The sequence below is a fragment of the Pseudomonas sp. DF5 genome (assembly GCF_058148225.1).
The window spans coordinates 25,005-51,454 of the sequence record NZ_JBYVYM010000015.1 but is presented as its reverse complement, the minus strand read 5'-3'; the positions used below and the strand labels follow the sequence as shown (position 1 = coordinate 51,454).

Sequence of the window (26,450 nt, the reverse complement as noted above, 5' to 3'; positions counted from 1 at the left end):
ACGGATCCGCCTAGCGGCTTATTCGACCTCCAACAAAATCTGACGATTTTTTACCTGGTCACCGACCCTGACCTGCAAGCGCTTGAGCACGCCATCGATACCCGACTTGAGCGGATGCTCCATTTTCATCGCTTCAAGCACCACCAGCAGCTGCCCTTTGCTGACTGGGCTACCCTCACTGACCAATACGTCCACAATCGCCCCGTCCATTGGCGCCTTGAGCGTGCCGGAGCTGACACTGGCTTGGCCGCTGACCTGCACCTGGGTCCGATCGACCAGCAGCAAGCTGCCGGGGCGCGCGAACAACCAGAGTTGCCCGGCTTCCAGACGATAGGCATGGCGTTGGCGGATGCCGTCGATTTGCAGGGTGGCCCAGCGTCCGTCGTACTGGATGACCTTCAGTTCGAGAGTCCGGGCGCCGACCTGAACACGGTAGGGTTCGCCAGGTGCAGCATGCAGTTCTACCGGCCACGCTTGATCCTCCAGGCCGATCCGATAGTGCAGAGGCACGCTGGCATTGTTGCGCCAACCGGCCAGCGGGGCGGGGTGAGCCTGAGCTGAGGCTTGATAAAAGAGCACCGCGGCGATGGCCAGTTCTTCGGCGCTCGGTGCATGAGGGTGCAGGCAGGGGTGGTCGGCGAAGTACGTGGGGATGAACCCGGTGTTGAATTCGCCGCTGATGAAGTGCGGGTGTTCCAGCAGATTGGCGAGCAAGCGCTGATTGCTCTGCACGCCCAGCAGCACGCTGTCCTGTACTGCCCGCAGCAACTTGCGCCGGGCTACTTCACGGGTGGCGCCGTGGGCGATCAGCTTACCCAGCAGCGGGTCATAGAACGGGCTGACAGACTGGCCTTCGATCAGGCCATGGTCGATCCGTACACTGCCCTGGATCGCTGGCTCCCAAGCTACGACTCGCCCGGTTTGCGGCAGAAATCCCTGGGCCGGATCTTCGGCATAGAGGCGCACTTCCATGGCATGCCCGTTGAGCCGCACCTGTTCCTGTCGTAGCGGCAGCGGTTGCCCTTCGGCGATGTGTAACTGCCAGGCCACCAGATCGAGGCCGGTGATCAGTTCGGTCACTGGGTGTTCCACTTGCAACCGGGTGTTCATCTCCAGGAAGTAAAATCGGCTGTGAGCATCCAGCAGGAATTCCACGGTGCCAGCGCCCACGTAATTCACCGCGCGCCCCGCCTTGAGCGCCGCTTCGCCCATGGCCTGGCGCAACTCGGCGGTCATCACCGGGCAGGGCGCTTCTTCGATGATTTTCTGGTGGCGACGCTGGATCGAACAGTCGCGTTCGCCGAGATAAATCAGGTTGCCGTGCTGGTCGCCGAACACCTGAACTTCAACGTGACGCGGATCGATCAAGGCTTGTTCGAGGATCAGTTCGTCGCTGCCAAACCCGTGCAAGGCTTCGGAGCGTGCGGTACGGATCTGCTCCAGCAATTCGGCGGCGCTGTGCACCAGGCGCATACCGCGACCACCACCGCCGGCACTGGCCTTGATCATCAGCGGGTAGCCGATGCGTTCGGCTTCGCGGCGCAGGGTCGCGTCGTCCTGTTTGCCGCCCTGATAGCCGTTGATGCAAGGCACGCCGGCTTTGATCATGGCCAGTTTCGACAGCCGTTTACTGCCCATCAGCTCGATGGCTTCGGGGCTGGGACCGATGAAGATGATGCCGGCTTGTTGGCAGGCGAGGGCGAAGCCTGAGTTTTCCGAGAGGAAGCCGTAACCGGGATGGATTGCATCAGCACCGGTACGCCGGGCGGCGTCGATGATGGCCGGGATGTTCAGATAAGACTGCTGCACCGGGGCCGGGCCGATGTTCACGGCTTCGTCGGCCATCTGCACATGCAGCGCATTGGCGTCGGCATCGCTGAATACGGCGACGGTGCGGTAGCCCAGGTTTTGCGCGGTGCGCTGGATGCGGCAGGCGATTTCACCGCGGTTGGCGATCAGGATTTTTTTGAGGGTGGGCATGGGCTATTCCCTTGGTTGTTGCGGTGAATTGGATGGCCTCTTCGCGAGCAGGCCCGCTCCCACATTGGATCTCCAGGGTGTCCCCGGATTGATTGACCATTGGTGAACCCTGTGGGAGCGGGCTTGCTCGCGAAGCTTTTAAATGGCCCACCCCGGTTTACGCTTCTGCACAAAAGCCAGGGTCCCCTCGACCCCTTCAGCCCCGGTCACCGCTTCGCTGAACCACTCGGCTGCCTGATCCAGCAGGTCATCCGAGGGTTGTCCGGCACTCGCCAGCAACAGCTTTTTGGTCGCTGCATTCGCCCCCGGTGCGCAACACAACACATGGGCCAGTACCTCATCGAGGCGTTCGGCCAAGGCTTGTGGGTCATGTTCGACAAAATGCACCAGCCCCATGCGCCGCGCCTGGGTGCCATCGAAGCGTGCGGCGGTCAGGGCCAGTCGGCGGGCCTGGGTCAGGCCGATGCGCTGCACCACGTACGGTGCGATCTGCGCCGGCAACAGGCCGAGGCTGGTTTCCGGCAAGCCGAACTGCGCTTGATGTTCGGCCATCGCGATGTCGCTGACGCAGGCCAGGCCGAAGCCGCCGCCAAGCACCGCACCCTGCAGCACCGTAATCACCACTTGCGGCGCGTGTTGCACCTCTTGCAGTAGCGCACCGAACGCACGGTTCAAATCGCGGTAGGCGGGCTGGCCTTGAGCGCGGGCGTTGGCCATGTCCTTGATGTCGGCACCGGCACAAAAATGCCCGCCGGCACCGCCGATCACCAGCGCGCGAATCTGCCGGTCATCGCGAACCGCCGCCAGCACCGCACGCAGTTCGGCGACCATCTGCAAGCTCATGGCATTACGGCTTTCGGGACGATTGAGGGTGATGTGCAGCACGCCGTTATGCAGGTCGAGCAGCAGGGTTTGACAGGTGGGGAGGGTGCTCATTTTTTTTTCCCCGGCAGGATGCCCATGAGTTTGCAGATGATCCCCAGCATGATTTCGTCGGCACCGCCGCCAATCGATACCAGCCGCACATCGCGGTAAGCCCGGGCCACCGGGTTGTCCCACATGAAGCCCATGCCGCCCCAGTATTGCAGGCAACTGTCGCTGACCTCCCGACCCAGTCGTCCGGCCTTGAGTTTGGCCATGGACGCCAGACGGGTAACGTCCTGGCCTTTGATGTATTGCTCGGTGGCCTGGTAGACCAGCGCCCGCAGGCATTCGATTTCGGTTTGCAGTTCGGCCAGGCGAAAGTGGATGACCTGGTTGTCGATCAGCGCGTTGCCGAAGGTTTTGCGCTCCTTGCAATACTCGATGGTGCTGTCGACGCAGTATTCCAAGCCTTTGATCATGTTCGCCGCGCCGAACAGCCGTTCTTCCTGAAACTGCAGCATCTGCATCATGAACCCCGTGCCTTCGTGGCCGATGCGGTTGCGCTGCGGCACGCGCACGTTGTCGAAAAACACCTGGGCGGTTTCCGAGCTGCGCATGCCGAGCTTGTCCAGGTGCGAGCTGAGGCTGATGCCGGGGCTGTTCATCGGCACCATGATCAGCGACTTGTTGATGTGCGGTTTGTCGTCCGAGGTGTTGGCCAGCAGGCAGATAAAGTCGGCGCTCGGTGAGTTGGTGATCCACATCTTGCTGCCATTGATCACGTAGTCGTCGCCGTCCTTGCGGGCGGTGGTTTTAAGCCCGGCGACGTCGGAACCGGCGCCGACTTCGGAAACACCGATGCAGCCGACCTGCTCGCCGGTGATCGCTGGCCGCAGAAATTCTTCACGCAGTTCATCGGAGCCGAAACGTGCCAGGGCCGGGGTGCACATGTCGGTCTGCACGCCGATGGACATCGGAATGCCGCCGCAATGAATGGTGCCGAACTCTTCGGCCGCCACAATCGAATAGCTGTAATCGAGGCCCATGCCGCCGAATTTTTCCGGTTTGGAAATCCCCAGCAAACCGAGCTTGCCGGCCTTGCGAAAGATCTCATGGATCGGAAAGCGCCCGGCCTTCTCCCACTCCTCGACATGAGGATTGATTTCATGATCGACGAATTGGCGGACGGTGCGGCGCAGTGCTTCGTGTTCCTGGGTGAAGATCATTTTTATTGTTCTCCTGTCGAACCCGATCGTTCCCATGCGCAGCAAAGGAACGCCTCTATGGACGCTCCGCGTCCGCTTTTGGGACGCGGAGCGTCCCGGGCTGCATTCCCACGCAGAGCGTGGGAACGATCAATCAAAACCTCGCGACACCAAAGCTGTTGGGTTGCAGCGCCCGAACCTCGGCCTCATGGCAGATGTCCAGCAAGTATCCAAGCAACGTGCGGGTATCCCGTGGATCGATCAGCCCGTCATCCCACAGGTTGGCGCTGCCATACAGCGCGGTGGACTGGCTGTCGAGTTTCTGCGCGGTGACCTGTTCCAGCATGTCGAGCACTTTCGGGTCGGGCACCAATCCGTCTTTGAGCTGTTTGGCTTCGGTGACGATCCGCAGCACCTTGCCGGCCTGGGCGCCACCCATCACAGCGGTGCGGCTGTTGGGCCAGGCGAAGATGAAGCGCGGGTCGAGACCGCGGCCGCACATCGCGTAATTGCCGGCACCGTAGGAGCCGCCGACGACGATTGTCAGTTTAGGCACCCGGGCATTGGCCACCGCTTGAATCATTTTCGCGCCGTGCTTGATCACGCCTTGCTGTTCCGACTCGGTGCCGACCATGAAGCCGGTGGTGTTGTGGAAAAACAGCAGCGGCGTTTGGCTCTGGTCGCAGAGTTGAATGAATTGCGCTGCCTTGCTTGCGCCTTTGGGGGTGATCGGGCCGTTGTTGCCGATGAAACCGCAGGCTCGACCCTGGATCTGCAAATGCCCGCACACCGTCTGCTGATCGAACTCGCTTTTGAATTCGAGGAAGTTCGAAGCGTCGGCAACCCGCGCGATGATTTCACGCACGTCGTAAGGTTTTTTCGGGTCATCCGGGATCAGCCCCAGCAGTTCGTCGATGGGATAGCGCGGCTCTTCCCACCGACGCTCCGGTAACCACGGCAACTGATCGTTCCACGGCAACAGACTGACAATTTCGCGCACCTGGCGCACGCCATCGGCATCGTTCTCAGCCAGGTATTCGGCGGTGCCGGCGGTTTGCGCGTGCATCTCGGCGCCGCCCAGTTCTTCGTCGGTGGCGACTTCACCGGTGGCGGCCTTGAGCAGTGGGGGGCCGGCGAGAAACAGCTTGGCCTTGCCGCGCACCACCACCACGTAATCCGACAACCCTGGCTGGTAAGCACCGCCCGCCGTGGCCGAGCCGTGGACCACGGTGATCTGCGGCAAGCCCATCGCCGACATCCGCGCCTGATTGGCAAAGCTGCGCGCACCTTCGACGAAAATCTCCGCCGCATAATTGAGGTTGGCGCCTCCGCTTTCGGCGAGGGTGATCACCGGCAGTTTGTTTTCCATGGCGATCTGTTGCAGGCGCAGGGACTTTTTCAGGCCGCTGGGGGAAATGGTGCCGCCTTTGATTGCGCTGTTGTTCGCCACCACCAGCACCCGCACGCCGGACACGTAACCGATCCCGGCGATCAAACCGCCGCCGGCCGCGCTGCCGTCCTTGTCGTCGTGCAGCTTGTAGCCGGCCAGGCTCGCCAGTTCGAGGAACGGCGCGCCGGGATCAAGCAGCAGGTTCAGCCGCTCCCGGGGCAGCAGTTGCCCGCGCTTGTCGAACCTCGGTTTGGCTTCAGCGGCTTTATTCAACACGTTCTGTTCGAGCTGGCGGACCTGCTCGATGCCGGCCAGCATGGCCGCACGGTTGCGGGCGAATGGTTCGCTGAGCGGGTCTATCTGGGACTGGATGACCGGCATGGTTATTCCTTGTCCTTCGGTTCGTCTGGTTTGGAGGCGTCCGGCCTGAGTACTTCAGGTAAATAGGCGCGGTGAAAGCCGTTGTACGAGTGACTGTTCTGCGCCTTGTGCATTGGCCAGGCCCGCCCGCCGAGGCTGGCGGCACCGTCGATGCGCAACGTGCTGCCGCTGACAAACGCCGCTGCCGGGCTGAGCAGGAATACAATCGCCGCGCTGATTTCCGATTCGGTGCCGATGCGCTTGAGCGGCACGTGTTCGCACAGCGTCGGAATCACCGCCCGGAACGCGCCTTCGTAGGTGTCCATGCCGCTGGACGCGACCCAGCCCGGCGCGACGGCATTGACCCGCACGCCGGCGTAACCCCATTCGAATGCGGCGGTCTTGGTGAAGTTGTCCATGCCCGAGCGCGCCGCGCCCGAATGGCCCATGCCGGGCATGCCGCCCCACATGTCGGCGAGCATGTTGACGATGGCGCCGCCGTGCTTGCTCATGGACTGATTGAACACCTCGCGAGCCATCAGAAAACCGCCCACCAGGTTGGTGCGCAGGATGGTTTCGAAACCTTTCTGATTGATCGACGCCAGCGGCGACGGGTACTGCCCGCCAGCATTGTTGACCAATCCATGAATCGGCCCGTGTTCGCGGATCAGCTCGCTGACCAGTTGCGTGACAGCGTCTTCGTTGCGGATATCGCAGACCTGCCAACTGGCTTTACCGCCGTCTTCGGTGATTTCGGCGCTGACCTTTTTCAATTTCTCGGCATTACGCCCCACCAGCAGCACCTGCGCGCCGAGGGCTGCGAGCTCATGGGCGGTGCAACGACCGATGCCGCTGCCGCCACCGGTGACGATGATGGTTTGGCCGGCGAACAGGTTGGGTTTGAAAATCGAGTCATAGGCCATGGCGACAGTCCTCTAATTGAACTGATCGGCGATGCGCTGGGGCACCGGAATCTGGATTTCCAACAGTTGTTGGGCGAACGCCTTGCCCTGCGGATCGATCCGCAGGCTGGCCACGCCACCGCCGCCGAGTGCGTTCTCCAGAAGAAAATTAAAGCTCTGAGTGCCGGGTAAATACCAGCGTTCGACGCGTCCGTGGATCGGGTCGAGGACATGGCTCATCCAGTCGACCATCACCTCGGGTGTCAGTGCTTCGGCGATCCATGGCAGGTAGTCGGGGTGGCGGGCCATGACGCCGATGTTGCTGTGGTTGCCCTTGTCGCCGGAGCGCGCCACGGCGAGTTTGATCAAGGCCACGCTGGCGTCGGCGCGCTCTGTGGTTTTGGGCGGATCGAACGGTAGCGGCAAGTCAGCCGGATCGAGCGCATCGAGGGCGGGCAGGGCACACGGATGGCGCTCACCGGCAAGGTCGATTTCCAAGGCGCAGGCGGTTTTGTCGATCAGGAACGAAAACAGCCGGATCAACGGATACACCGTCGGCCGCCCGCCGACGATTCCCGTCAGCCCGGGCGCCATACCGGTGGCAGCCTGAGCGATTTCCCGGGAGAACAGAATCAAGGCCTGTTTGCTCGGATGGCGCACAGCGAGTTTGATCACCACTTCGCGGCTGTCCTGGCGCTGGCCGTGGGGGCCGTAAGTGGCCTCGCTGCCCAGCAGTTCGATGTTCACTTCGCTGTAGGGCGCCCAGCCGCGCTGGCTAAACATTTCCGAGGTCTTGTTGATGATTGCCTGGCTGACCCTTCGGGCCTTGGCCACCGCATCGATCCCGGCGATCAGGCAACTGGCGGTGCAGCGGAAACCGTCCGGGTACGTTGCGCTGACCTTGTACTGAGCGGTCGGTGGCAAGCCTTTCGCGCCATGCACCTGAACCGCGTTTTTGCCTTGTTGCACGAGTTTGACCTGGCTGAAATCGCACACTACATCGGGCAGCAAATAGGCCTGTGGGTCGCCGATCTCATAGAGCATCTGCTCGCCAACCGTCAGCGGTGTGACCAGACCGCCGGAGCCGTCGGGTTTGCTGACGATGAACTGGCTGTCGGCGCCGACTTCGACGATCGGAAAACCGATGTGTTCGTAGTCAGGCACGTCTTGCCAATCGGTGAAATTGCCGCCGGTGCACTGGGCGCCACATTCGATCAGATGCCCGGCCAATGCGGCCTGGGCGAGTTTGTCGTAGTCGTGCCACGACCAGCCGAACTCATGCACCAGCGCGGCGCTGACCACGGCGCTGTCGACCACGCGCCCGGTGATCACAATGTCGGCGCCCAGGCGTAGGGCTTCGACGATGCCCGGTGCGCCGAGGTAGGCGTTGGTCGACACGCACATCGGTGGCAGGGGCGCGCCACTGAACATCTCATGGATGCCCAGACTGCTCAGGCGTTTGAACTGCGGTTGCAGGTCATCACCCGACAGCACGGCGATTTTCAGCGCCACCCCTGCCTTGTCGCAGGCCGCTTGCAGGGCGGCGGCGCAGGCCTGTGGATTGACCCCGCCGGCGTTGCTGATCACCCGGATCTGTTGTTTCGCGAGCTGCTCGAGGAGGGGGCTGAGGACTTCGATGAAGTCGCTGGCGTAGCCGGTGGCGGGATCTTTCATCCGCGCCCCGGCCATGATCGACATTGTTATTTCGGCCAGATAATCGAACACCAGATAGTCCAGGCGGCCGCCCTCCACCAACTGTGCGGCGGCGGTCGAGGTGTCGCCCCAGAATGCACTGGCACAACCGATGCGAATTGTTTTAGGCACAGTCAACTCCATAGCCACCTGCGACAGAAGTGCTTCGAGACTACCAAGCAAGCGCTTGGTTTGTAAACGCCTTGATTATCTTCTTCCCGAGCGCTTGCTTGGTCGCCCCCGCCAGCTTAAATTGCCCGCGCAACCCTGCTGTTTTAACAGGCAGCGGCGCATTTGATTGATCGACTGTAGGAGAGAACGGGTGGACGAGCAAAAAGCCCTGAGGGTGATGCGCGAGTTGGTCGACAGCGGCCAATTGACCGACCCCGACAGCGCCCGCGGCAAACTGCTGCAAGTGGCCGCTCACCTGTTTCGCAACAAAGGTTATGAACGCACCACCGTGCGTGACCTGGCCAGTGCGGTGGGCATTCAGTCAGGCAGCATTTTTCATCACTTCAAAAGCAAGGACGAGATCCTGCGAGCAGTGATGGAGGAGACCATTCGCTACAACACCGCGTTGATGCGTGCAGCGCTGGCCGAGGCCGGCAATGTGCGCGAGCGGGTGCTGGCGCTGATTCGCTGTGAATTGCAGTCGATCATGGGCGGCAGTGGCGAGGCCATGGCGGTGCTGGTATATGAGTGGCGTTCGCTGTCTGAGGAAGGCCAGGCGCAGGTTCTGGCGCTGCGCGATATTTATGAAGCCATCTGGCTGCAGGTGCTGGGAGAAGCCAAGGACGCCGGTTTTATCCGTGGCGATGTGTTCATCACCCGCCGTTTCCTGACGGGCGCGCTATCCTGGACCACCACCTGGTTTCGCGCCGGTGGCAGTATGAACCTCGATCAATTGGCCGATGAAGCGCTGATTCTGGTGCTTGAAGAACGGTAAGAGCCGTCTATCTCGGCAAGAAACTGGCTAAGTTGACGAAACCGCCTAGTTTGTATGCATTGGTGAGTATTTTTTTGGGGAGTGTGCTGTTTTGATGTCTTCATCAATTCGAATGGCGTCGCGGCTTTTGCTGGCGGCGCTTGCGGTGTGCTGGGTGTTGCCATCTCAGGCCGCGCAACAGGTGCGGGTCGGGGCCGCCCATTTTCCACCCTATACCGTGCGCCCGGAGTCCGGTGCCGACACCGGCCTGCTGCCGCAACTGGTGGAAGCGCTGAATCAGCTGCAAACCGATTATCAGTTTGTGCTGGTGCCCACCTCGATTCCCAGGCGTTTCAATGACTTCAAGGAAGGCCGGGTCGATATGGCAATTTTCGAGAACCCTGAGTGGGGGTGGAAGGACATTCCGCATACCGATGTCGACATGGGCCTGGAAGATGCAGAAATCTTTGTCGCGCAGAAACAACCCGGTCGCGATGAGAACTACTTCAAGGATCTGGCGAGCAAGCGCCTGGCGCTGTACAGCGGCTATCACTACGAGTTTGCCAATTTCAACGCCGATCCCAAGTACCTGGCCGACACCTACAACGCCACGCTGACCTATTCCCACGACAGCAACCTGCTGATGGTGCTGCGCGGGCGAGCGGACATTGCCCTGGTGACACGCTCCTATCTGAGCGATTACCTGCTGCGCAACGAAAAAGTCGGCGAGCAGTTGCTGGTGTCGCAACGCATCGATCAGGTCTATCACCATTACGCGCTGATTCGCCCGCAGGCGCCGATTACGGGCGAAGCCTTCGGCAAATTGCTGCAAGGCCTGCGAAACAACGGCCAGATGCTGAAGATTTTCGATCCTTACAGAATTGCCCTGGTGCCGGTGGGCAAGCACTGACAGATAGAGTTTCCGGGGGCAGGGGGGGCGTACGACCATTCATCTGGTATTTATGTTCTGCTGTTCGAATGGTCGAATTGACAGTAGACGCTTCGCCTAACGTGGTCTTAGCTCCTTGCCTGTGTCCGACCCCATGGAGGGGTTGGCGCTCATTCAGAAAGGATTTCTGTCATGACAACCCCCTCGTTGGTTTCTCTCTCCTGTGTGCCCGCTCCTGTGGTGCCACAAGCCGTCAACGATGTACTCATTCTGAAAAAACCTGATGATTCGGCCGGTGTCACGGTCGAGGTGGCGCGTTGGCCATTCATGGTGGTTAATCAAAAGACAACGCTGCATGTCTGCGGTCAACAAGCCGACGGCTCGCCAGTGATGCTGCGAGTGGCGGACGCCGAGCCCGTCACGCAACAAGAGTTCCAGGAGGGCTGGCGTCGCAATATTGCCTGGGCGTCTTTACAGAATCTGAAAGACGGGAGCCATCTCGCGTTTGTTTTTCAGGCGGCGCTGGATGGAGGCAGTTGTGCTGGCCCGGTGCTGTTCCCGACATTGTGTCTTGAGGTTCAGGCGCCTTTTGACGATACAACGACCTTCTCGGCAACAGACGGTACCAATAACTGGAATGGTTGGATGAGGGGCGACGCTGCGACTGATCCACGGGATCTCACCATCACCAAAGATGGAGATATCTACGTATTGTTCGACAACACCTACACCAACAACTCTGCCGGGACAGTGTTGAAAAAGACCTTTCAGGGGCTGGAGATGGGTCGATCCTATGAGTTCGGGCTGACCGTGCGCAGGTGGAACAACAGCTATTCGGTTCCGGTGCTGTCACTCAACAGCGGAGCGCAAGTCATTGCCCCCGCGACGGAAATTTCGTCAATGGCCTGGGCTCCGCTCAAAGGCACGTTTACCGCGAGTGCATCACAGATGGAGTTGCAGATCGTTAACCATGTCGCCACCGGAAACGGCAACGACTATGCCTTCCGCGAAATCTGGGTCAGGTCGATCTAGTGCCTGCGTAACGTCAATGGCCTGGAACTGATCCGGGCTGTGCATGCCACCGCGAACGCTGATTAAGGTTCGCGGTGCTTTTCGTTAAATTTCCCTGCCTGGCTCACGTCACCTCAGTTAACTGTCGACGATTACCGTGAGCCCGACCCATGTCCAATCTGAATGACCTGACCGCCCTGGCCTTGCCGTCAGGCAACCGTCTTGTAGCCGATGAAACCACAAGTCGCCTGAGCCTCAGCCTGGAAGGGCAGCCGCTGATCGAACTGCGGCTGACCCGCGAGCCTGAGCTGAATCTGCGGCTGGAGGAGCGCTTCGGTCGTCCTGATGGTCAAGCATTCTGGGCGGCCTGTTATTGGCTTTTTGCCCGTGATGCGCAGTGTCAGCGTCTGACCTGGCACCTCGATCAAGTACCCACCGAGGCCTTGCGCAGTGGATTGCTGATTGCGACCGAGGTCAACGATCAATATCGCTGCGAGCGCACGCTGTTCTGGCAATTGCCTCAGCCTTGGCTGGGTGAGTCGTTGACCGGTAGCTATCCACAGCAGATGGTCATCAGTGACGGCAAGCGCCACCCCCTGCGTGCGGTGAAACCCCGTGGTGAGGTTTATCGACGCTTTGATGCGCGGCTCGGTGCGTGGGTCTCCCTGCGTACGCTAGAAATCGAGCAGGATCTGGCGCGTTTCAACCGCTGGCAGAACAGCCCTCGGGTCGCGAGTTTCTGGCAGGAGGAGGGCAGTCTCGAGCAGCATCGGGAATACCTGAGCAAGCTTGAAGCCGACCCACACACCTTGACCCTGATCGGTTGCTTCGATGATCAACCGTTTGCCTACTTCGAAGCCTACTGGGCCAAGGAAGATCGCATTGCGCCGTTCTATGATGTCGCCGATTACGACCGTGGCATTCACATGCTGGTGGGTGAGGAAAATCACCGTGGCCCGCACAAAGTGGCGAGTTGGTTATCGGCGCTGGTGCACTACCTGTTTCTCGATGATCCGCGCACTCAAAGGGTGGTCGCCGAACCTCGCGCCGACAACGCGAAGATGATCGGGCATCTGCACAATCAGTGTTTTCACTGCGAAAAAGAGTTCGACTTCCCGCACAAGCGCGCGGCGCTGATGATGCTGGGGCGTGAGCAGTTTTTTGATCGGTGTTCGTTGGCTTGAGTCAGTCTTCGCGGGCAAGTCGGATCGCCGCACCGCTTGCTCCTACAGTGACAGGCAATATTCCCTGTGGAGCGAGGCTTTCCCGCGAAGCTTTTAGCGACGTGCGAAGGTGTCCGCACGATTGCCCGACACTTTGCGGCAATGCACCAGCGCATCACGAATCATGAAGTTCACCAGGGTCGGCGAGACGCCCAGTTCCTTGGCGATGTCTTTTTGCGGCACGCCGTGCAGGCGGTACATCTCGAAGGCGTAACGGGTGCGGCTGGGCAGCTCCGTCAGTGCATCGGCAATGTTTTCCAGGGTCGAGAAATTGATATGCGAGGTTTCCGGCGAAGCACCCTGGATCACCACGTTCAGACCTTCCTCTTCCGGGCCCGAATACTTCTGCTCCAGCGCCTGCTTGCGGTAGTGATCGATCGCCAGGTTGCGCACGATCTGGAACAGGTAACTGAGCTGCGCCTTGATGGACGAGGTGATCTGCGGCGCCGACTGCAACCGGAAGAACGCATCCTGCACCACGTCTTCGGCGCGGGATCGGCAGCCGGTAATGCGGGCGGCAATCTTGACCAGAATCATTCGGTTGTCGACGAAGGCCTGAAGTAGCGGTGAATCGCACCTGCTTGTGGATACTTGTTCCGTCATTGGAAATCACCTTGCTGCAAATAGGGTCGTGGGACGACAAGGGGGTCGGAGCCGTCCTACATATCGAGCGACAAATTATTCTTAATGATAATGATTGTCAATTGAGAAAGAGAATTAATGCTCCCTTAGGGTGCGGACTGAGAACGGCGACACGCTGACTCATCCACTGACCTCAAGCCTGCCGGCGCTCAAGCCCGGCGACTAATTATTTCAAGACCTCATCCGTTCTCATTGGTGAATGGCTGCGGGCGCAAGTCCCGGCCAAAACAGCATTCCCAATGCCTTGCGCGGTCGGCGAAGACCGCATCCTGCATGCCCGTGAACGGGCGTGACGTACGAAAACCGATTCCACTTGCAAGCCGAATTCAGGCAGGAAACCTCATGACCGACGCGTTCGAACTCCCCAGCACACTGGTCCAAGCCCTCCAGCGCCGCGCGGCCCTGACGCCGGACCGGGTGGCCTTGCGTTTTCTTGCCGAAACCCAGGATCAGGCTGTGGTGCTCAGTTATCGTGAGCTGGACCTGCGGGCGCGAACCATTGCCGGCGCGTTGCAGGCCCAGGCGTCGTTCGGTGATCGCGCGGTGCTGTTGTTTCCCAGTGGCCCGGATTACGTCGCGGCGTTCTTTGGTTGCCTGTACGCCGGGGTGATCGCGGTGCCGGCCTATCCGCCGGAATCGACCCGTCGTCATCATCAGGAACGCCTGCTGTCGATCATCAGCGATGCCGAGCCGCGCCTGCTGTTGACCAGCGCCGACCTGCGCGACGCCTTGCTGCAAATCAACGGGGCGCCGCCGCTGCTATGTGTCGATACCCTCGACAGCGCCCTGGCTGAACACTGGGTTGCGCCGGACCTGCAAGGCGAGCACATCGCTTTCCTGCAATACACCTCCGGCTCCACCGCGTTGCCTAAAGGCGTGCAAGTCAGCCACGGCAATCTGGTGGCCAACGAACTATTGATTCGTCACGGCTTTGGCATCGACTTCAATCCTGATGACGTGATCGTCAGCTGGCTACCGCTGTACCACGACATGGGCTTGATCGGTGGTCTGCTGCAGCCGATTTTCAGTGGTGTGCCGTGCGTGTTGATGTCGCCGGCGTACTTCCTCGGCCGCCCGTTGCGCTGGCTGGAAGCGATCAGCGAATACGGCGGCACCATCAGCGGCGGGCCGGATTTCGCCTATCGACTGTGCAGCGAGCGCGTCAGCGAATCGGCTCTGGAGCGTCTTGATTTGAGCGGCTGGCGCGTGGCCTATTCCGGTTCCGAACCGATTCGCCTCGACACCCTGGAGCGCTTCGCCGAGAAGTTCGCGGCCTGTGGCTTTACGCCAGACAGCTTCATGGCCTCTTACGGCCTCGCGGAAGCCACGCTGTTCGTTGCCGGCAGCCCGCGCGGTCAGGGTATTCCGGCGTTGCGCGTGGATGATCAGGCCTTGGCGCAAAACCGCGCCGAACCGGGCGACGGCAGTCCGATCATGAGTTGCGGCATCGGCCAGCCGGATCATGCGGTGCTGATTGTCGATTCTGTATCGTTCGAAGAACTCGCCGACAACGCGGTCGGTGAAGTCTGGGCCGCCGGGCCAAGCATCGCCCATGGCTACTGGCGCAACCCTGAAGCCACGGCCAAGACCTTCGTCCAGCATGCGGGTCGCACCTGGTTGCGCACCGGCGACCTGGGCTTTTTGCGTGACGGTGAACTGTTCATCACCGGGCGCCTGAAAGACATGCTGATCGTTCGTGGTCACAACCTCTATCCGCAGGACATCGAGCAGACCATCGAGCGCGAAGTGGAGGTGGTGCGCAAAGGTCGCGTGGCCGCGTTCGCGGTCAATCTCGAGGGACAGGAAGGTATCGGCGTCGTCGCGGAAATCAGCCGCAGCGTGCAGAAAATCCTGCCGCCCGAGGCGCTGATCAAAGCCATCCGCCAAGCGGTGGCCGAGGCGTATCAGGAGGCGCCGAGCGTGGTGGTGCTGCTCAATCCGGGGGCGCTGCCCAAGACCTCCAGCGGCAAGTTGCAACGTTCGGCCTGCCGCAATCGTCTGGCCGATGGCAGCCTCGACAGCTATGCGGTTTTCCCGTCGGCAGCGAACGAAAGTGAAGACTGCAGCGAGTCGGGTTCCGAACTGCAAACCCTGATCGGCCAGATCTGGTGCGAGCAATTGCAGGTCAAGCAAGTCAACGCCGACGATCACTTCTTCCTGCTCGGCGGTAACTCCATCGCCGCCACTCAAGTGGTTGCTCGCCTGCGTGAAGCGTTGGGGATGGAGCTGAATCTGCGTCTGTTATTCGAAGCGCCGACCCTCGGCGCGTTCGCCGCCGCCGTCGCCCGGCAACAACAGGATGGCGGCCTCGCCCAAGGCGCGATCACTCAGCTGTCGCGCAACGACGCCATGCCGCAATCCCTGGCGCAAAACCGTTTGTGGATCACCTGGCAACTCGACCCGCAGAGCAGCGCCTACAACATTCCTGGCGCCTTGCGACTGCGCGGCGAACTGGACGAAGACGCCTTGCGCGCCAGTTTCCAGCAACTGATCGAACGTCACGAATCCCTGCGCACGCGTTTTTTCGAGCGCGACGGTGTGGCCCTGCAACAGGTCGATGCTGCCGGTGAGTTCAATCTTCAAGTGATCGACATCAGCGACGTGCCGGCCGCCGAGCGTGAAGCCCGCGCGCAACAAATCCGCGAGGACGAAGCCCGCACCCTGTTCGACCTGGAGAACGGCCCGCTGCTGTGGGTGACCCTGGTGCGCCTCGACGATGAGGATCATCAACTGCTGGTGACGATGCATCACATCATCGCGGATGGCTGGTCGCTGAACATTCTGATCGATGAATTCTCGCGCCTGTATGCGGCGGCCTCTCAAGGCCAGGCCGCCAGCCTCCCGGCCTTGTCGACCCAATACGCTGACTACGGCAGTTGGCAGCGCCAGTGGCTGGCGCAAGGGGAGGGCGAACGGCAACTCGCTTACTGGAAAGAGCAGTTGGGTGATGAGCATCCGACCCTGAGCCTGGCCACCGACCACCCACGTTCGGCACAACACACCCACCGCGCCGCCCGCCACACCCTGCGGTTGGACGCGAGCCTGAGCAACGCGATTCGCCAGACCGCCCAGGCCCATGAGTCGACGCCGTTCATGCTGTTGCTCGCGGCGTTCCAGAGCCTGCTGCATCGCTACAGCGACCAGCGCGACATCCGCATCGGCGTGCCGAATGCCAACCGTCCACGCTTGGAAACCCAGGGGTTGATCGGCTTCTTTATCAACACTCAGGTGCTGCGCGCCGAGGTGGATTCGCGTCTGCCGTTCATTGAGTTGCTGGCGCAAACCCGGCAAGCCGCATTGGGCGCGCAAGCGCATCAGGACCTGCCGTTCGAACAGCTGCTCGAAGCTTTCCCCCAGGCTCGCGAACAAGGTTTGTTCCAGGTCATGTTCAACCACCAGCAACGGGATCTCAGTGCATTGCGCCGCTTGCCGGGGCTACTCGCCGAAGAGCTGCCTTGGCACAGCCGCGAAGCCAAATTCGACCTGCAACTGCACAGCGAAGAAGACCGCAACGGGCGCTTGAGTCTGTCGTTCGACTACGCCACTGAACTGTTCGACGCGGCGACCATCAGGCGTCTGGCCGAGCATTTCAGCAACCTGCTGCGAGCCGTCTGTGAGCGTCCGCAACAAGCGATCGGCGATCTGCAACTGCTGACCGCCGCCGAACAGGCTCAGCAAAATGACTGGAGCGTTGCTCCGTGCAAAACGGCGCAGCAGTGGTTGCCGGAACTGCTCAGCGAACAAGCACGCCAGATCCCGGAGCACACCGCGTTGCTGTGGGACGGCGGCAGCCTGGACTTCGCTGAACTGCATACTCAGGCCAACCGCTTGGCGCATTACCTGCGCGACAAAGGCGTCGGCCCGGATGTGTGCGTGGCCATCGCCGCCGAACGTTCACCGCAGTTGTTGATCGGCTTGCTGGCGATCATCAAGGCCGGCGGCGCTTATGTGCCGCTGGACCCGGATTACCCGGCTGAGCGCCTGGCCTACATGCTCAGCGACAGTGGCGTCGAGTTGTTGCTGACCCAAACCGAATTGCTCGACCGCTTGCCGGCCACTGATGGCGTCTGCGTGATTGCCATGGATGCCCTGCACCTGGAGAACTGGCCAAGCCATGCACCGGGTCTGCACCTGCACGGCGACAACCTGGCCTACGTGATTTATACCTCTGGTTCCACCGGCCAGCCCAAGGGCGTTGGCAACACTCACGCAGCGCTCGCTGAACGTCTGCAATGGATGCAGAACACTTATCGCCTGAACGATACCGACGTGCTGATGCAAAAAGCCCCGATCAGTTTTGACGTGTCGGTATGGGAGTGTTTCTGGCCGTTGATCACCGGGTGCCGCTTGCTGATCGTCGGCCCCGGCGAACACCGCGATCCGCACCGCATCGCACAACTGGTTCAGCAATACGGCGTGACCACGCTGCACTTTGTGCCGCCGCTGCTTTCTCTGTTCATCGACGAACCGCTGACCGCCGAATGCACCAGCCTGCGCCGGGTGTTTTCCGGCGGCGAAGCCTTGCCCGTCGAACTGCGCAACCGCGTGCTGACGCAACTGCCGGCGGTGCAACTGCACAACCGCTACGGCCCCACCGAAACCGCGATCAACGTCACCCACTGGCACTGCACAACCGCCGATGGCGAGCGCTCGCCGATTGGCCGGCCATTGGGCAACGTGCTGTGCCGGGTGCTCGACAGTGACCTCAACCCGGTGCCGGCCGGCGTGCCGGGTGAACTGTGCATCAGCGGTATCGGTTTGGCCCGGGGCTATCTGGGCCGTGCGGGGCTGACGGCTGAGCGTTTCGTGGTCGATCCACTGGGCGAGCAGGGCGCGCGTCTGTACCGCACCGGCGACCGTGCGCGCTGGACCGCCGATGGCGTAATCGAATACCTCGGTCGTCTCGATCAGCAGGTCAAACTGCGTGGCTTTCGTGTCGAGCCGCAAGAGATCGAAGCGCGGCTGTTGGCACAATCCGGCGTCGCCCAAGCGGTGGTGCTGGTGCGCGAAACGGCGGTCGGCGGGCAGTTGATCGGTTACTACACCGCCGCTGATTCCACTGAAGACCTCGACACTCAAGCCGCACGCCTGAAAGCCGTGCTGGCCGCCGAGTTGCCGGAATACATGGTCCCGGCGCAACTCATGCGTCTGGACCAAATGCCCTTGAGCCCGAGCGGCAAACTCGATCGCCGCGCCTTGCCGGAACCTCAGCGGCACGTCCGCGAGCACGTCGAACCGGTCACGGCGCTTGAGCAACAAATCGCCGGCATCTGGCGCGAAGTGCTGGGCCAGACGCAGATCGGTCTGCGCGACGACTTCTTCGCCCTTGGCGGCCACTCGCTGCTGGCCACGCAAATCATCTCCCGTACCCGTCAGGCCTGCGACGTCGAGTTACCGTTGCGGGCGCTGTTCGAGGCCAGTGAGCTGGGCGCGTTTGCCGAACAGGTTCGCTTGATCCAGGTCTGCGGCAAAACTAACCAGCAGCCACCGATGGAGAAGGTCGACCGCCGCCAACCGGTGCCGTTGTCCTATTCCCAGCAACGCATGTGGTTCTTGTGGCAGATGGAACCGGACAGCCCGGCCTACAACGTCGGCGGCATGGCGCGGTTGCGCGGCGTGCTGGATGTCGGGCGTTTCGAGGCGGCGTTGCAAGCGCTGATCATGCGTCACGAAACCCTGCGCACGACATTCCCGAGCGTCGACGGCGTGGCCCGGCAACAGGTGCATCCGGACACCGGTATGCGCATGGACTGGAAGGATTTCTCCGCGCTGGCGGCTGATACTCGTGAGCAGCGTGTCCAGCAACTGGCCGACAGCGAGGCGCACACGCCTTTCGATCTGGAAACCGGACCGTTGCTGCGCGCCTGCCTGGTCAAGACCGCCGAGCAGGAACATTACCTGGTGCTGACCCTGCACCACATTGTCACCGAAGGCTGGGCGATGGACATCTTCGCCCGGGAACTCAGCGCGCTCTACGAAGCGTTCGTCGATGACCGCGAATCACCACTGCAACCCTTGCCGGTGCAGTACCTGGATTACAGCGTGTGGCAGCGTCAGTGGCTGGAATCCGGCGAACGTCAGCGCCAGCTCGATTACTGGACCGCGCAACTGGGCCGCGAACATCCACTGCTGGAGTTGCCGGCTGATCGTCCGCGTCCGCCGGTGCAAAGTCATCAGGGCGAACTGTTCCGCTTCGACCTCAGTGATGACCTCGCGGCGCGGGTTCGTGCCTTCAACGCAGACAACGGTCTGACCCTGTTCATGACCATGACCGCCGCCCTGGCCGTGCTGCTTTACCGCTACAGCGGCCAGACCGACCTGCGCATCGGTGCGCCGGTGGCCAACCGCATTCGCCCGGAAAGCGAAGGGTTGATCGGCGCATTCCTCAACACCCAAGTGCTGCGTTGCCAGCTCGATGGGCAGATGTCCGTCGGCGAGTTGTTCGAGCAGGTTCGCCACACGGTGATCGAAGGCCAGTCCCATCAGGACCTGCCGTTCGATCACTTGGTCGAAGCCTTGCAGCCACCGCGCAGCGCCGCTTACAACCCGCTGTTCCAGGTGATGTGCAACGTGCAGCGCTGGGAGTTCCAGCAGAGTCGCAACCTGGCCGGGATGACCGTCGAGTACCTGGCCAATGATGCGCGAGCGACCAAGTTCGACCTCAACCTGGAAGTCACCGACCTCGACCATCGCCTGGGTTGCTGCCTGACTTACAGCACCGATCTGTTCGATGAGCCGCGCATTGCGTGCATGGCCGGGCACTGGCGCAATCTGCTGGACGCGTTGCTGGCCGATCCGCAACAGCGCTTGAGTGAACTGCCGTTGCTCGACGCCACTGAACAGCAAAACCTGCTCGACAACCTCGGCATCGAGCCGGGTGAGTATCGCCTCGATCAATACATCCACCAGCTGTTCGCTGAGCAGGCGCTGGTGCGCATGGGCGCACCGGCGCTGACGTTCGCCGGGCAAACCCTGAGCTACGCCGAGCTCGACAGCCGCGCCAATCGTCTGGCCTGGATGCTCCGTGAGCGCGGTGTTGGGCCGCAGGTGCGGGTCGGCTTGGCGTTGGAACGTTCGCTGGAGATGGTCATCGGCTTGCTGGCAATCCTCAAGGCGGGCGGCGCCTATGTGCCGCTGGACCCGGAATACCCGCTGGATCGCCTGCACTACATGATCGAAGACAGCGGCATCGGTTTGTTGCTCAGCGATGCGGCGATGTTCGCAGCACTCGGTGAATTGCCGGCCAGCGTCGGTCGTTGGTGCCTGGAAGACGATGCCGCGGACCTGGCCAATTACCCGGCCAGCGAGCTGCCGTTTATCAGTATGCCGCAGCATCAGGCGTACCTGATTTACACCTCGGGCTCGACCGGAAAACCGAAAGGCGTGGTGGTGTCCCACGGTGAAATCGCCATGCATTGCCGCGCGGTGATCGAGCGTTTCGGCATGCGCCCGGATGATTGCGAGCTGCATTTTTATTCAATCAACTTCGATGCTGCGACCGAGCGTCTGCTGGTGCCGCTATTGAGCGGTGCGCAGGTGGTCCTTCGCGCTCAAGGCCAGTGGGACGCGCAGGAAATCTGCGGGCTGATTCGTCGCCACCACATCAACATCCTCGGCTTCACCCCAAGCTACGGCAGCCAGTTGGCGCAATGGCTGGCGACCCAGGGCGAAACCCTGCCGGTGCGCATGTGCATCACCGGTGGCGAAGCCCTGACTGGCGAACACTTGCAGCGGATTCGCGCGGCGTTCAAACCGAGCCTGTTTTTCAACGCTTACGGCCCGACCGAAACTGTGGTCATGCCGCTCGCCAGCCTGGCCCCCGAGCAATTGGAAGAAGGGCTGGGCAGTGTGCCGATTGGCAGCGTGATCGGCGCTCGGGTGGCGTACATTCTCGACGCCGATCTGGCGTTGCTGCCGCAAGGCGCGACCGGCGAGTTGTATGTCGGCGGCGCCGGTCTGGCGCAGGGTTATCACCAACGTCCGGGGATGACCGCCGAACGCTTTGTCGCTGATCCTTTTGCCGCGAACGGCGGACGCTTGTACCGCACCGGCGACCTTGTCCGTCAGCGCGCCGATGGCCTGGTCGAGTACCTCGGCCGTATCGACCATCAAGTGAAGATCCGTGGTTTTCGCATCGAACTGGGCGAGATCGAAACCCGTCTGCTGGAACATGAGTCGATCCGTGAAGCGGTCGTGCTGGCGCTCGATGCGCCGAGCGGCAAGCAACTGGTGGGCTATCTGGTTACAAACGTGGCCGAGCAGGATGAAGCGCAACAAACCGTGCTGCGCGAAGCCCTCAAGGCTCACTTGAAGGCTCAGCTGCCGGACTACATGGTGCCCACGCACCTGATCCTGCTGGCCAACATGCCGCTGACCGCCAACGGCAAACTCGACCGCCGCGCACTGCCGGCACCGGACCCGGAGTTGAATCGTCAGCAGTACGTGGCGCCGAGCAACGAACTTGAGCTGACCCTGGCCGGCATCTGGTGCGAAGTGTTGAACGTGCGGCAGGTCGGCCTTAACGACAACTTCTTCGAACTGGGCGGCGATTCGATCCTGTCGATCCAGGTGGTCAGCCGGGCGCGGCAGCAGGGTATTCACTTCAGCCCGCGCGACCTGTTCCAGCACCAGACCGTACAGACGTTGGCTGCGGTGGCGACCCGCACCGAGCAGGTCACCGCCGAGCAAGGTTTACTCACGGGTGAATCGCGTCTGACGCCAATTCAGCACTGGTTCTTCGACACCGAAATCCCGCAGCGTCAACACTGGAACCAGGCGTTACTGCTGGAGCCGAGCGTGATGCTGGAGCCGCATCGCCTGGAGCAAGCGCTGTTGGCGGTGATCGAACAGCACGATGCCTTGCGCCTGCGCTTCACCGAAGTCGCCGGTCATTGGCAGACCGAGCATCAGGCAGTTTCCGACGCTGCCGTGCTGTGGCAAGTGCAGGTGCCGACGATGGACACATGCGCGGCACTGTTCGCCGAAGCCCAGCGCAGCCTCGACCTTGAGCAGGGGCCACTGATGCGGGCGCTGTTGGTCGACGATCCCGAGGGGCAACAACGGTTGTTCATTGCCATTCACCACTTGGTGGTGGACGGGGTGTCGTGGCGGGTGCTGCTGGACGATCTGCAAACGGTTTATCGCCAACTGGATGCAGAGCAGTCAGTAAAACTGCCAGCGAAAACCAGTGCCTTCAGGGACTGGGCCGCACGGTTGCAGGCTTATGCCGGCAGCGAATCCTTGCGGGAAGAATTGAGCTGGTGGCAGGCGCAACTGGCCGGCCCAAGCGCTGAATTGCCGTGTGATCGGCCTCGGGGCGGGCAGCAGAATCGTCACGCGCAAACCGTCAGCGTGCGCCTCGACAGCGAGCACACCCGCCAACTGTTGCAACAGGCGCCGGCGGCTTATCGCACCCAAGTCAACGATTTACTGCTGACAGCGTTGGCCCGTGTGTTGTGCCGCTGGAGCGGTCATGGGTCGGCGTTGATTCAACTCGAAGGTCACGGCCGCGAAACCCTGTTCGACGAGATCGACCTGACCCGCACCGTCGGTTGGTTCACCAGCGCGTATCCGCTGCGCCTCACACCTGCGAACGGGCAGGGTGCATCGATCAAGGCGATCAAGGAACAGCTGCGCGCGGTGCCGCATAAAGGCCTGGGTTATGGCGTTCTGCGTTACCTGGCCGACGGCCTGTGTCGGCAGACCATGGCCGCGCTGCCGGTGGCGCCGATCACCTTCAACTACCTTGGCCAGTTCGACCAGAGTTTCGGCAGCGATGCGTTGTTCCGTCCGCTCGATGAGCCGGTGGGTGCGGCCCATGATCCGCAGGCGCCGTTGCCCAACGAACTGAGCATCGACAGTCAGGTGTACGGTGGTGAACTGGTGCTGCGCTGGACCTTCAGCGCCGAACGCCACGACCGGCAAACCATCACCGACCTGGCGCAGGCGTATCTGGATGAATTGCACAGCCTGATCCAGCACTGCCTGAGCGACCACGCGGGGGGGCTGACACCCTCGGACTTCCCGCTGGCCAGATTGACTCAGCCGCAACTCGACGCACTGCCGGTTCCAGCGTCGATGATCGAAGACGTCTACCCGCTGACTCCGATGCAGGAAGGCATGCTGCTGCACACCTTGCTCGAGCCGGGCACCGGCCTCTATTACATGCAGGACCGCTACCGCATCAACAGCGAGCTCGACCCCGAGCGCTTCGCCCACGCCTGGCAAGCGGTGATCGCCCGTCACGAAGCCCTGCGCGCGTCGTTCTGCTGGAACGTCGGCGAAGACATGCTGCAAGTGATCCATAAACCGGGCAGCACGCCGATCGAGTATCTGGACTGGAGCGCGGTGGCCGAAGCCGAGCAAGAGCCGAAGCTGCAGGCGCTGCTCAAAAGCGAGCGCGAGGCCGGGTTCGATCTGCTCAATCAGGCGCCGTTCCACCTGCGCTTGATCCGCGTGGGCGCGGCGCGCTACTGGTTCATGATGAGCAACCACCACATCCTCATCGATGCCTGGTGCCGTTCGCTGCTGATGAACGATTTCTTCGAAATCTACAGCGCCTTCGGCGAAGGTCGGCAGGCGCAACTGGCTGTGCCGCCGCGTTATCGCGATTACATCGGCTGGTTGCAACGCCAGAGCCTGGCTGAAGCGCGGCAGTGGTGGCGGCGGAACCTGCAAGGTTTCGAGCGCACCACGCCGATTCCGAGCGACCGGCCGTTCCTGCGTGAACATGCCGGCGACAGCGGCGGCATGATCGTCGGCGACCGCTACACAAGGCTCGATGCCCGGGATGGCGCGCAACTGCGCGAACTGGCCCAGGCCCATCAGTTGACCGTCAACACCTTCGCCCAGGCGGCGTGGGCGTTGGTGCTGCGTCGCTTGAGCGGTGAGCGCGACGTGCTGTTCGGCGTCACCGTGGCCGGGCGTCCGGTGGACATGCCAGAGATGCAACGCACCGTCGGGCTGTTCATCAACAGCATCGCCCTGCGGGTGAAAATGCCCGAGGACGATCAGCGCTGCAGCGTTCGTCAGTGGCTCAGTGGTTTGCTCGACAGCAACATGCAACTGCGCGAATACGAGTACCTGCCGCTGGTGAGCATCCAGGAAACCAGCGAACTGCCGAAAGGCCAGCCGCTGTTCGACAGCCTGTTCGTGTTCGAAAACGCCCCGGTGGAAGTCTCGGTGCTGGACCGTGCGCAAAGCCTCAATGCCACTTCGGATTCGGGCCGCACCCACACCAACTTCCCGTTGACGGCGGTCTGCTATCCGGGGGATGACCTGGGTTTGCACCTGTCCTACGACCAGCGTTATTTCGACGAATCCACGGTCGAGCGCATGCTCGGTGAGTTCAAGCGCCTGTTGCTGGCGCTGGTCGAGGGCTTCCACGGGGACATGGCCGATTTGCCGCTGTTGGGCGCCGAGGAACAGGACTTCCTGATCCATGGCTGCAACCAGAGCGAACACGACTATCCGTTGGAGCAGAGCTATGTCTCATTGTTCGAAGCGCAGGTTGCCCGGCATCCGCAGCGGATTGCCGCCAGTTATCTCGATCAGCAACACAGCTATGTTGAGTTGAACCAGCGCAGCAACCGTCTCGGCCATGCCTTGATCGCTGCAGGCGTCGGCCTCGATCAACCGGTGGCGCTGCTCGCCGAGCGTAATCTCGATCTGCTGGGCATGATTATCGGCAGCTTCAAGGCCGGTGCCGGTTACCTGCCGCTGGACCCGGGCCTGCCGAGTCAGCGCCTGAGCCGGATCATTGACCTGAGCCGCACGCCGTTGCTGGTCTGCACCCAGGCGTGCCGTGACCAAGCCGTCGCGCTGCTGGAGGAATTCGGATGTGCCAACCGGCCTCGATTGCTGGTCTGGGAAGACGTGCAGGCGAGTGATGTTTCGGTGGCCAATCCGGGTATTTACAGCGGTCCGGACAACCTCGCCTACGTGATTTACACCTCAGGCTCCACCGGCCTGCCGAAGGGCGTGATGGTCGAGCAGCGCGGCATGCTCAATAACCAGTTGAGCAAGGTGCCGTACCTGAAACTGAGTGACGCCGATGTGATCGCCCAGACTGCCTCGCAAAGCTTCGACATTTCGGTCTGGCAGTTCCTCGCGGCGCCGTTGTTCGGCGCTCGGGTGGACATCGTGCCGAACAGCATCGCCCACGATCCGCAAGGCTTGCTGGCTCACGTCCAGAGCCAGGGCATTAGCGTGCTGGAAAGCGTGCCGTCGCTGATTCAGGGCATGCTCGCCCAGGACTGCATGAGCCTCGATGGCCTGCGCTGGATGTTGCCGACCGGTGAAGCGATGCCGCCGGAACTGGCGCATCAATGGTTGCTGCGTTACCCGCAGATGGGGCTGGTGAACGCTTATGGCCCGGCGGAATGCTCGGACGATGTGGCGTTCTTCCGGGTCGACATGGCCTCGACGCGTGGCAGTTATCTGCCGATTGGTACGCCGACCGACAACAACCGTTTGTACCTGCTCGATGGCGCGCTGGAGCTGGTGCCGTTGGGGGCGGTGGGTGAGTTGTGCGTGGCCGGCACCGGGGTGGGGCGCGGTTATGTGAGCGATCCGTTGCGCACGGCGCAGGTGTTTGTGCCGAATCCGTTCGGCGCACCGGGCGATCGTTTGTATCGCACGGGTGACCTGGCCCGACGTCGCAGTGACGGTGTGCTGGAATACGTCGGACGTATCGACCATCAGGTGAAGATTCGCGGTTACCGCATAGAACTGGGTGAAATCGAAGCGCGTCTGCATGAACAGCCGGAAGTCCGCGATGCGGCGGTCGGGGTGCAGGAGGGCGTCAACGGCAAGCATCTGGTCGGCTATCTGGTGGCAGCGGATTCGGCGCTCAATCCGAACGAACGACTGGAGCGGATCAAGCAGCGCCTGCGTGCCGAGTTGCCGGAATACATGGTGCCGCTGCACTGGTTGTGGCTCGACAAGCTGCCGCTCAACGCCAACGGCAAACTCGATCGCAAGGCCTTGCCGGCACTGGAGATCGGCCAGTTGCAGAGCCAGGACTATCAGGCGCCGGGCAATGAGCTGGAGCAGACCTTGGCGGATATCTGGGCCGAAGTGTTGAAGGTCGAGAAGGTTGGCGTGCGTGACAACTTCTTCGAGCTTGGTGGGCATTCGCTGCTGGCCACGCAAATTGCCTCGCGGGTACAAAAAGCCCTGCAACGCAACGTGCCGCTGCGGGCGATGTTCGAGTGCAGCACTGTGGCGGAACTGGCCGAGTACATCGACGGGTTGGCGGCGAGCGACATTACCGAGGAGAAGGTGGATCGGTTGAATGACCTGATGGCGGAGCTGGAGGGCCTTTAATCCGGGTTGACTGCCGAGCCCACGCGGCTCAGGCTTCCCGT

General features: G+C 61.7%; 12 protein-coding genes. 5 read left to right on the top strand and 7 right to left on the bottom strand.

Annotated elements, in window-relative coordinates:
* Window positions 1-18: 18 nt before the first annotated feature.
* From AC30D7_RS15520 to AC30D7_RS15495, 6 genes are all read right to left on the bottom strand, one after another.
* Window positions 19-1,980, bottom strand: a complete 1,962-nt coding sequence (locus AC30D7_RS15520; RefSeq protein ID WP_490134657.1) for an acetyl/propionyl/methylcrotonyl-CoA carboxylase subunit alpha — start codon at window positions 1,978-1,980, stop codon at window positions 19-21.
* 138 nt (window positions 1,981-2,118) lie between these two features.
* Window positions 2,119-2,916 (bottom strand): enoyl-CoA hydratase/isomerase family protein, encoded by a 798-nt coding sequence (locus AC30D7_RS15515; RefSeq protein ID WP_490134656.1) that lies wholly within the window; start codon window positions 2,914-2,916, stop codon window positions 2,119-2,121.
* Window positions 2,913-4,070 (bottom strand): citronellyl-CoA dehydrogenase, encoded by a 1,158-nt coding sequence (gene atuD, locus AC30D7_RS15510; protein WP_490134655.1) that lies wholly within the window; start codon window positions 4,068-4,070, stop codon window positions 2,913-2,915. The genes AC30D7_RS15515 and atuD overlap by 4 nt, the downstream gene beginning before the upstream one ends.
* A 133-nt stretch (window positions 4,071-4,203) precedes the next feature.
* The gene (gene atuC / locus AC30D7_RS15505; RefSeq protein ID WP_490134654.1) at window positions 4,204-5,820 is read right to left on the bottom strand and encodes a geranyl-CoA carboxylase subunit beta; all 1,617 of its coding nucleotides are present in this window, start codon (window positions 5,818-5,820) and stop codon (window positions 4,204-4,206) included.
* Window positions 5,821-5,822: 2 nt separating this feature from the next.
* The gene (locus tag AC30D7_RS15500; RefSeq protein ID WP_490134653.1) at window positions 5,823-6,722 is read right to left on the bottom strand and encodes an SDR family oxidoreductase; all 900 of its coding nucleotides are present in this window, start codon (window positions 6,720-6,722) and stop codon (window positions 5,823-5,825) included.
* Between the two features lie 12 nt (window positions 6,723-6,734).
* Entirely contained in the window at window positions 6,735-8,525 is a 1,791-nt protein-coding gene (locus AC30D7_RS15495) for an acyclic terpene utilization AtuA family protein (RefSeq protein WP_490134652.1), read from the bottom strand.
* Between the two features lie 190 nt (window positions 8,526-8,715).
* Between AC30D7_RS15495 and AC30D7_RS15490 the strand changes: the two genes are divergently transcribed.
* The 4 genes from AC30D7_RS15490 (at window position 8,716) to AC30D7_RS15475 (ending at window position 12,402) form a co-directional block, all read left to right on the top strand.
* Complete coding sequence (locus AC30D7_RS15490) at window positions 8,716-9,339, top strand: TetR/AcrR family transcriptional regulator (protein WP_019582499.1); 624 nt, start codon at window positions 8,716-8,718, stop codon at window positions 9,337-9,339.
* Window positions 9,340-9,433: 94 nt separating this feature from the next.
* A complete protein-coding gene (locus tag AC30D7_RS15485) occupies window positions 9,434-10,228 on the top strand; it encodes a substrate-binding periplasmic protein (RefSeq protein WP_490134651.1) in 795 nt (264 codons plus the stop codon).
* Between the two features lie 171 nt (window positions 10,229-10,399).
* A complete protein-coding gene (locus AC30D7_RS15480) occupies window positions 10,400-11,239 on the top strand; it encodes a hypothetical protein (protein ID WP_028939030.1) in 840 nt (279 codons plus the stop codon).
* 149 nt (window positions 11,240-11,388) lie between these two features.
* Entirely contained in the window at window positions 11,389-12,402 is a 1,014-nt protein-coding gene (locus tag AC30D7_RS15475; RefSeq protein ID WP_490134650.1) for a GNAT family N-acetyltransferase, read from the top strand.
* A 93-nt stretch (window positions 12,403-12,495) separates the two neighbouring features.
* On the opposite strand, the gene AC30D7_RS15470 is transcribed toward AC30D7_RS15475, so the two are convergent.
* Window positions 12,496-13,044: an RNA polymerase factor sigma-70 gene (locus tag AC30D7_RS15470; RefSeq protein WP_105343374.1), complete on the bottom strand. Its 549-nt coding sequence runs from the start codon at window positions 13,042-13,044 to the stop codon at window positions 12,496-12,498.
* A gap of 381 nt (window positions 13,045-13,425) precedes the next feature.
* On the opposite strand from AC30D7_RS15470, the gene AC30D7_RS15465 reads away from it, so the two are divergent.
* Complete coding sequence (locus AC30D7_RS15465; RefSeq protein ID WP_490134649.1) at window positions 13,426-26,409, top strand: non-ribosomal peptide synthetase; 12,984 nt, start codon at window positions 13,426-13,428, stop codon at window positions 26,407-26,409.
* Window positions 26,410-26,450 lie beyond the last annotated feature (41 nt).

Coding starts and splice junctions, on each gene's coding strand:
- AC30D7_RS15470 (WP_105343374.1), bottom strand. CDS start 13,044: ATGACGGAACAAGTATCCACAAGCAGGTGCGATTCACCGCTACTTCAG.
- atuD (WP_490134655.1), bottom strand. CDS start 4,070: ATGATCTTCACCCAGGAACACGAAGCACTGCGCCGCACCGTCCGCCAA.
- AC30D7_RS15480 (WP_028939030.1), top strand. CDS start 10,400: ATGACAACCCCCTCGTTGGTTTCTCTCTCCTGTGTGCCCGCTCCTGTG.
- AC30D7_RS15475 (WP_490134650.1), top strand. CDS start 11,389: ATGTCCAATCTGAATGACCTGACCGCCCTGGCCTTGCCGTCAGGCAAC.
- AC30D7_RS15465 (WP_490134649.1), top strand. CDS start 13,426: ATGACCGACGCGTTCGAACTCCCCAGCACACTGGTCCAAGCCCTCCAG.
- AC30D7_RS15500 (WP_490134653.1), bottom strand. CDS start 6,722: ATGGCCTATGACTCGATTTTCAAACCCAACCTGTTCGCCGGCCAAACC.
- atuC (WP_490134654.1), bottom strand. CDS start 5,820: ATGCCGGTCATCCAGTCCCAGATAGACCCGCTCAGCGAACCATTCGCC.
- AC30D7_RS15485 (WP_490134651.1), top strand. CDS start 9,434: ATGTCTTCATCAATTCGAATGGCGTCGCGGCTTTTGCTGGCGGCGCTT.
- AC30D7_RS15515 (WP_490134656.1), bottom strand. CDS start 2,916: ATGAGCACCCTCCCCACCTGTCAAACCCTGCTGCTCGACCTGCATAAC.
- AC30D7_RS15520 (WP_490134657.1), bottom strand. CDS start 1,980: ATGCCCACCCTCAAAAAAATCCTGATCGCCAACCGCGGTGAAATCGCC.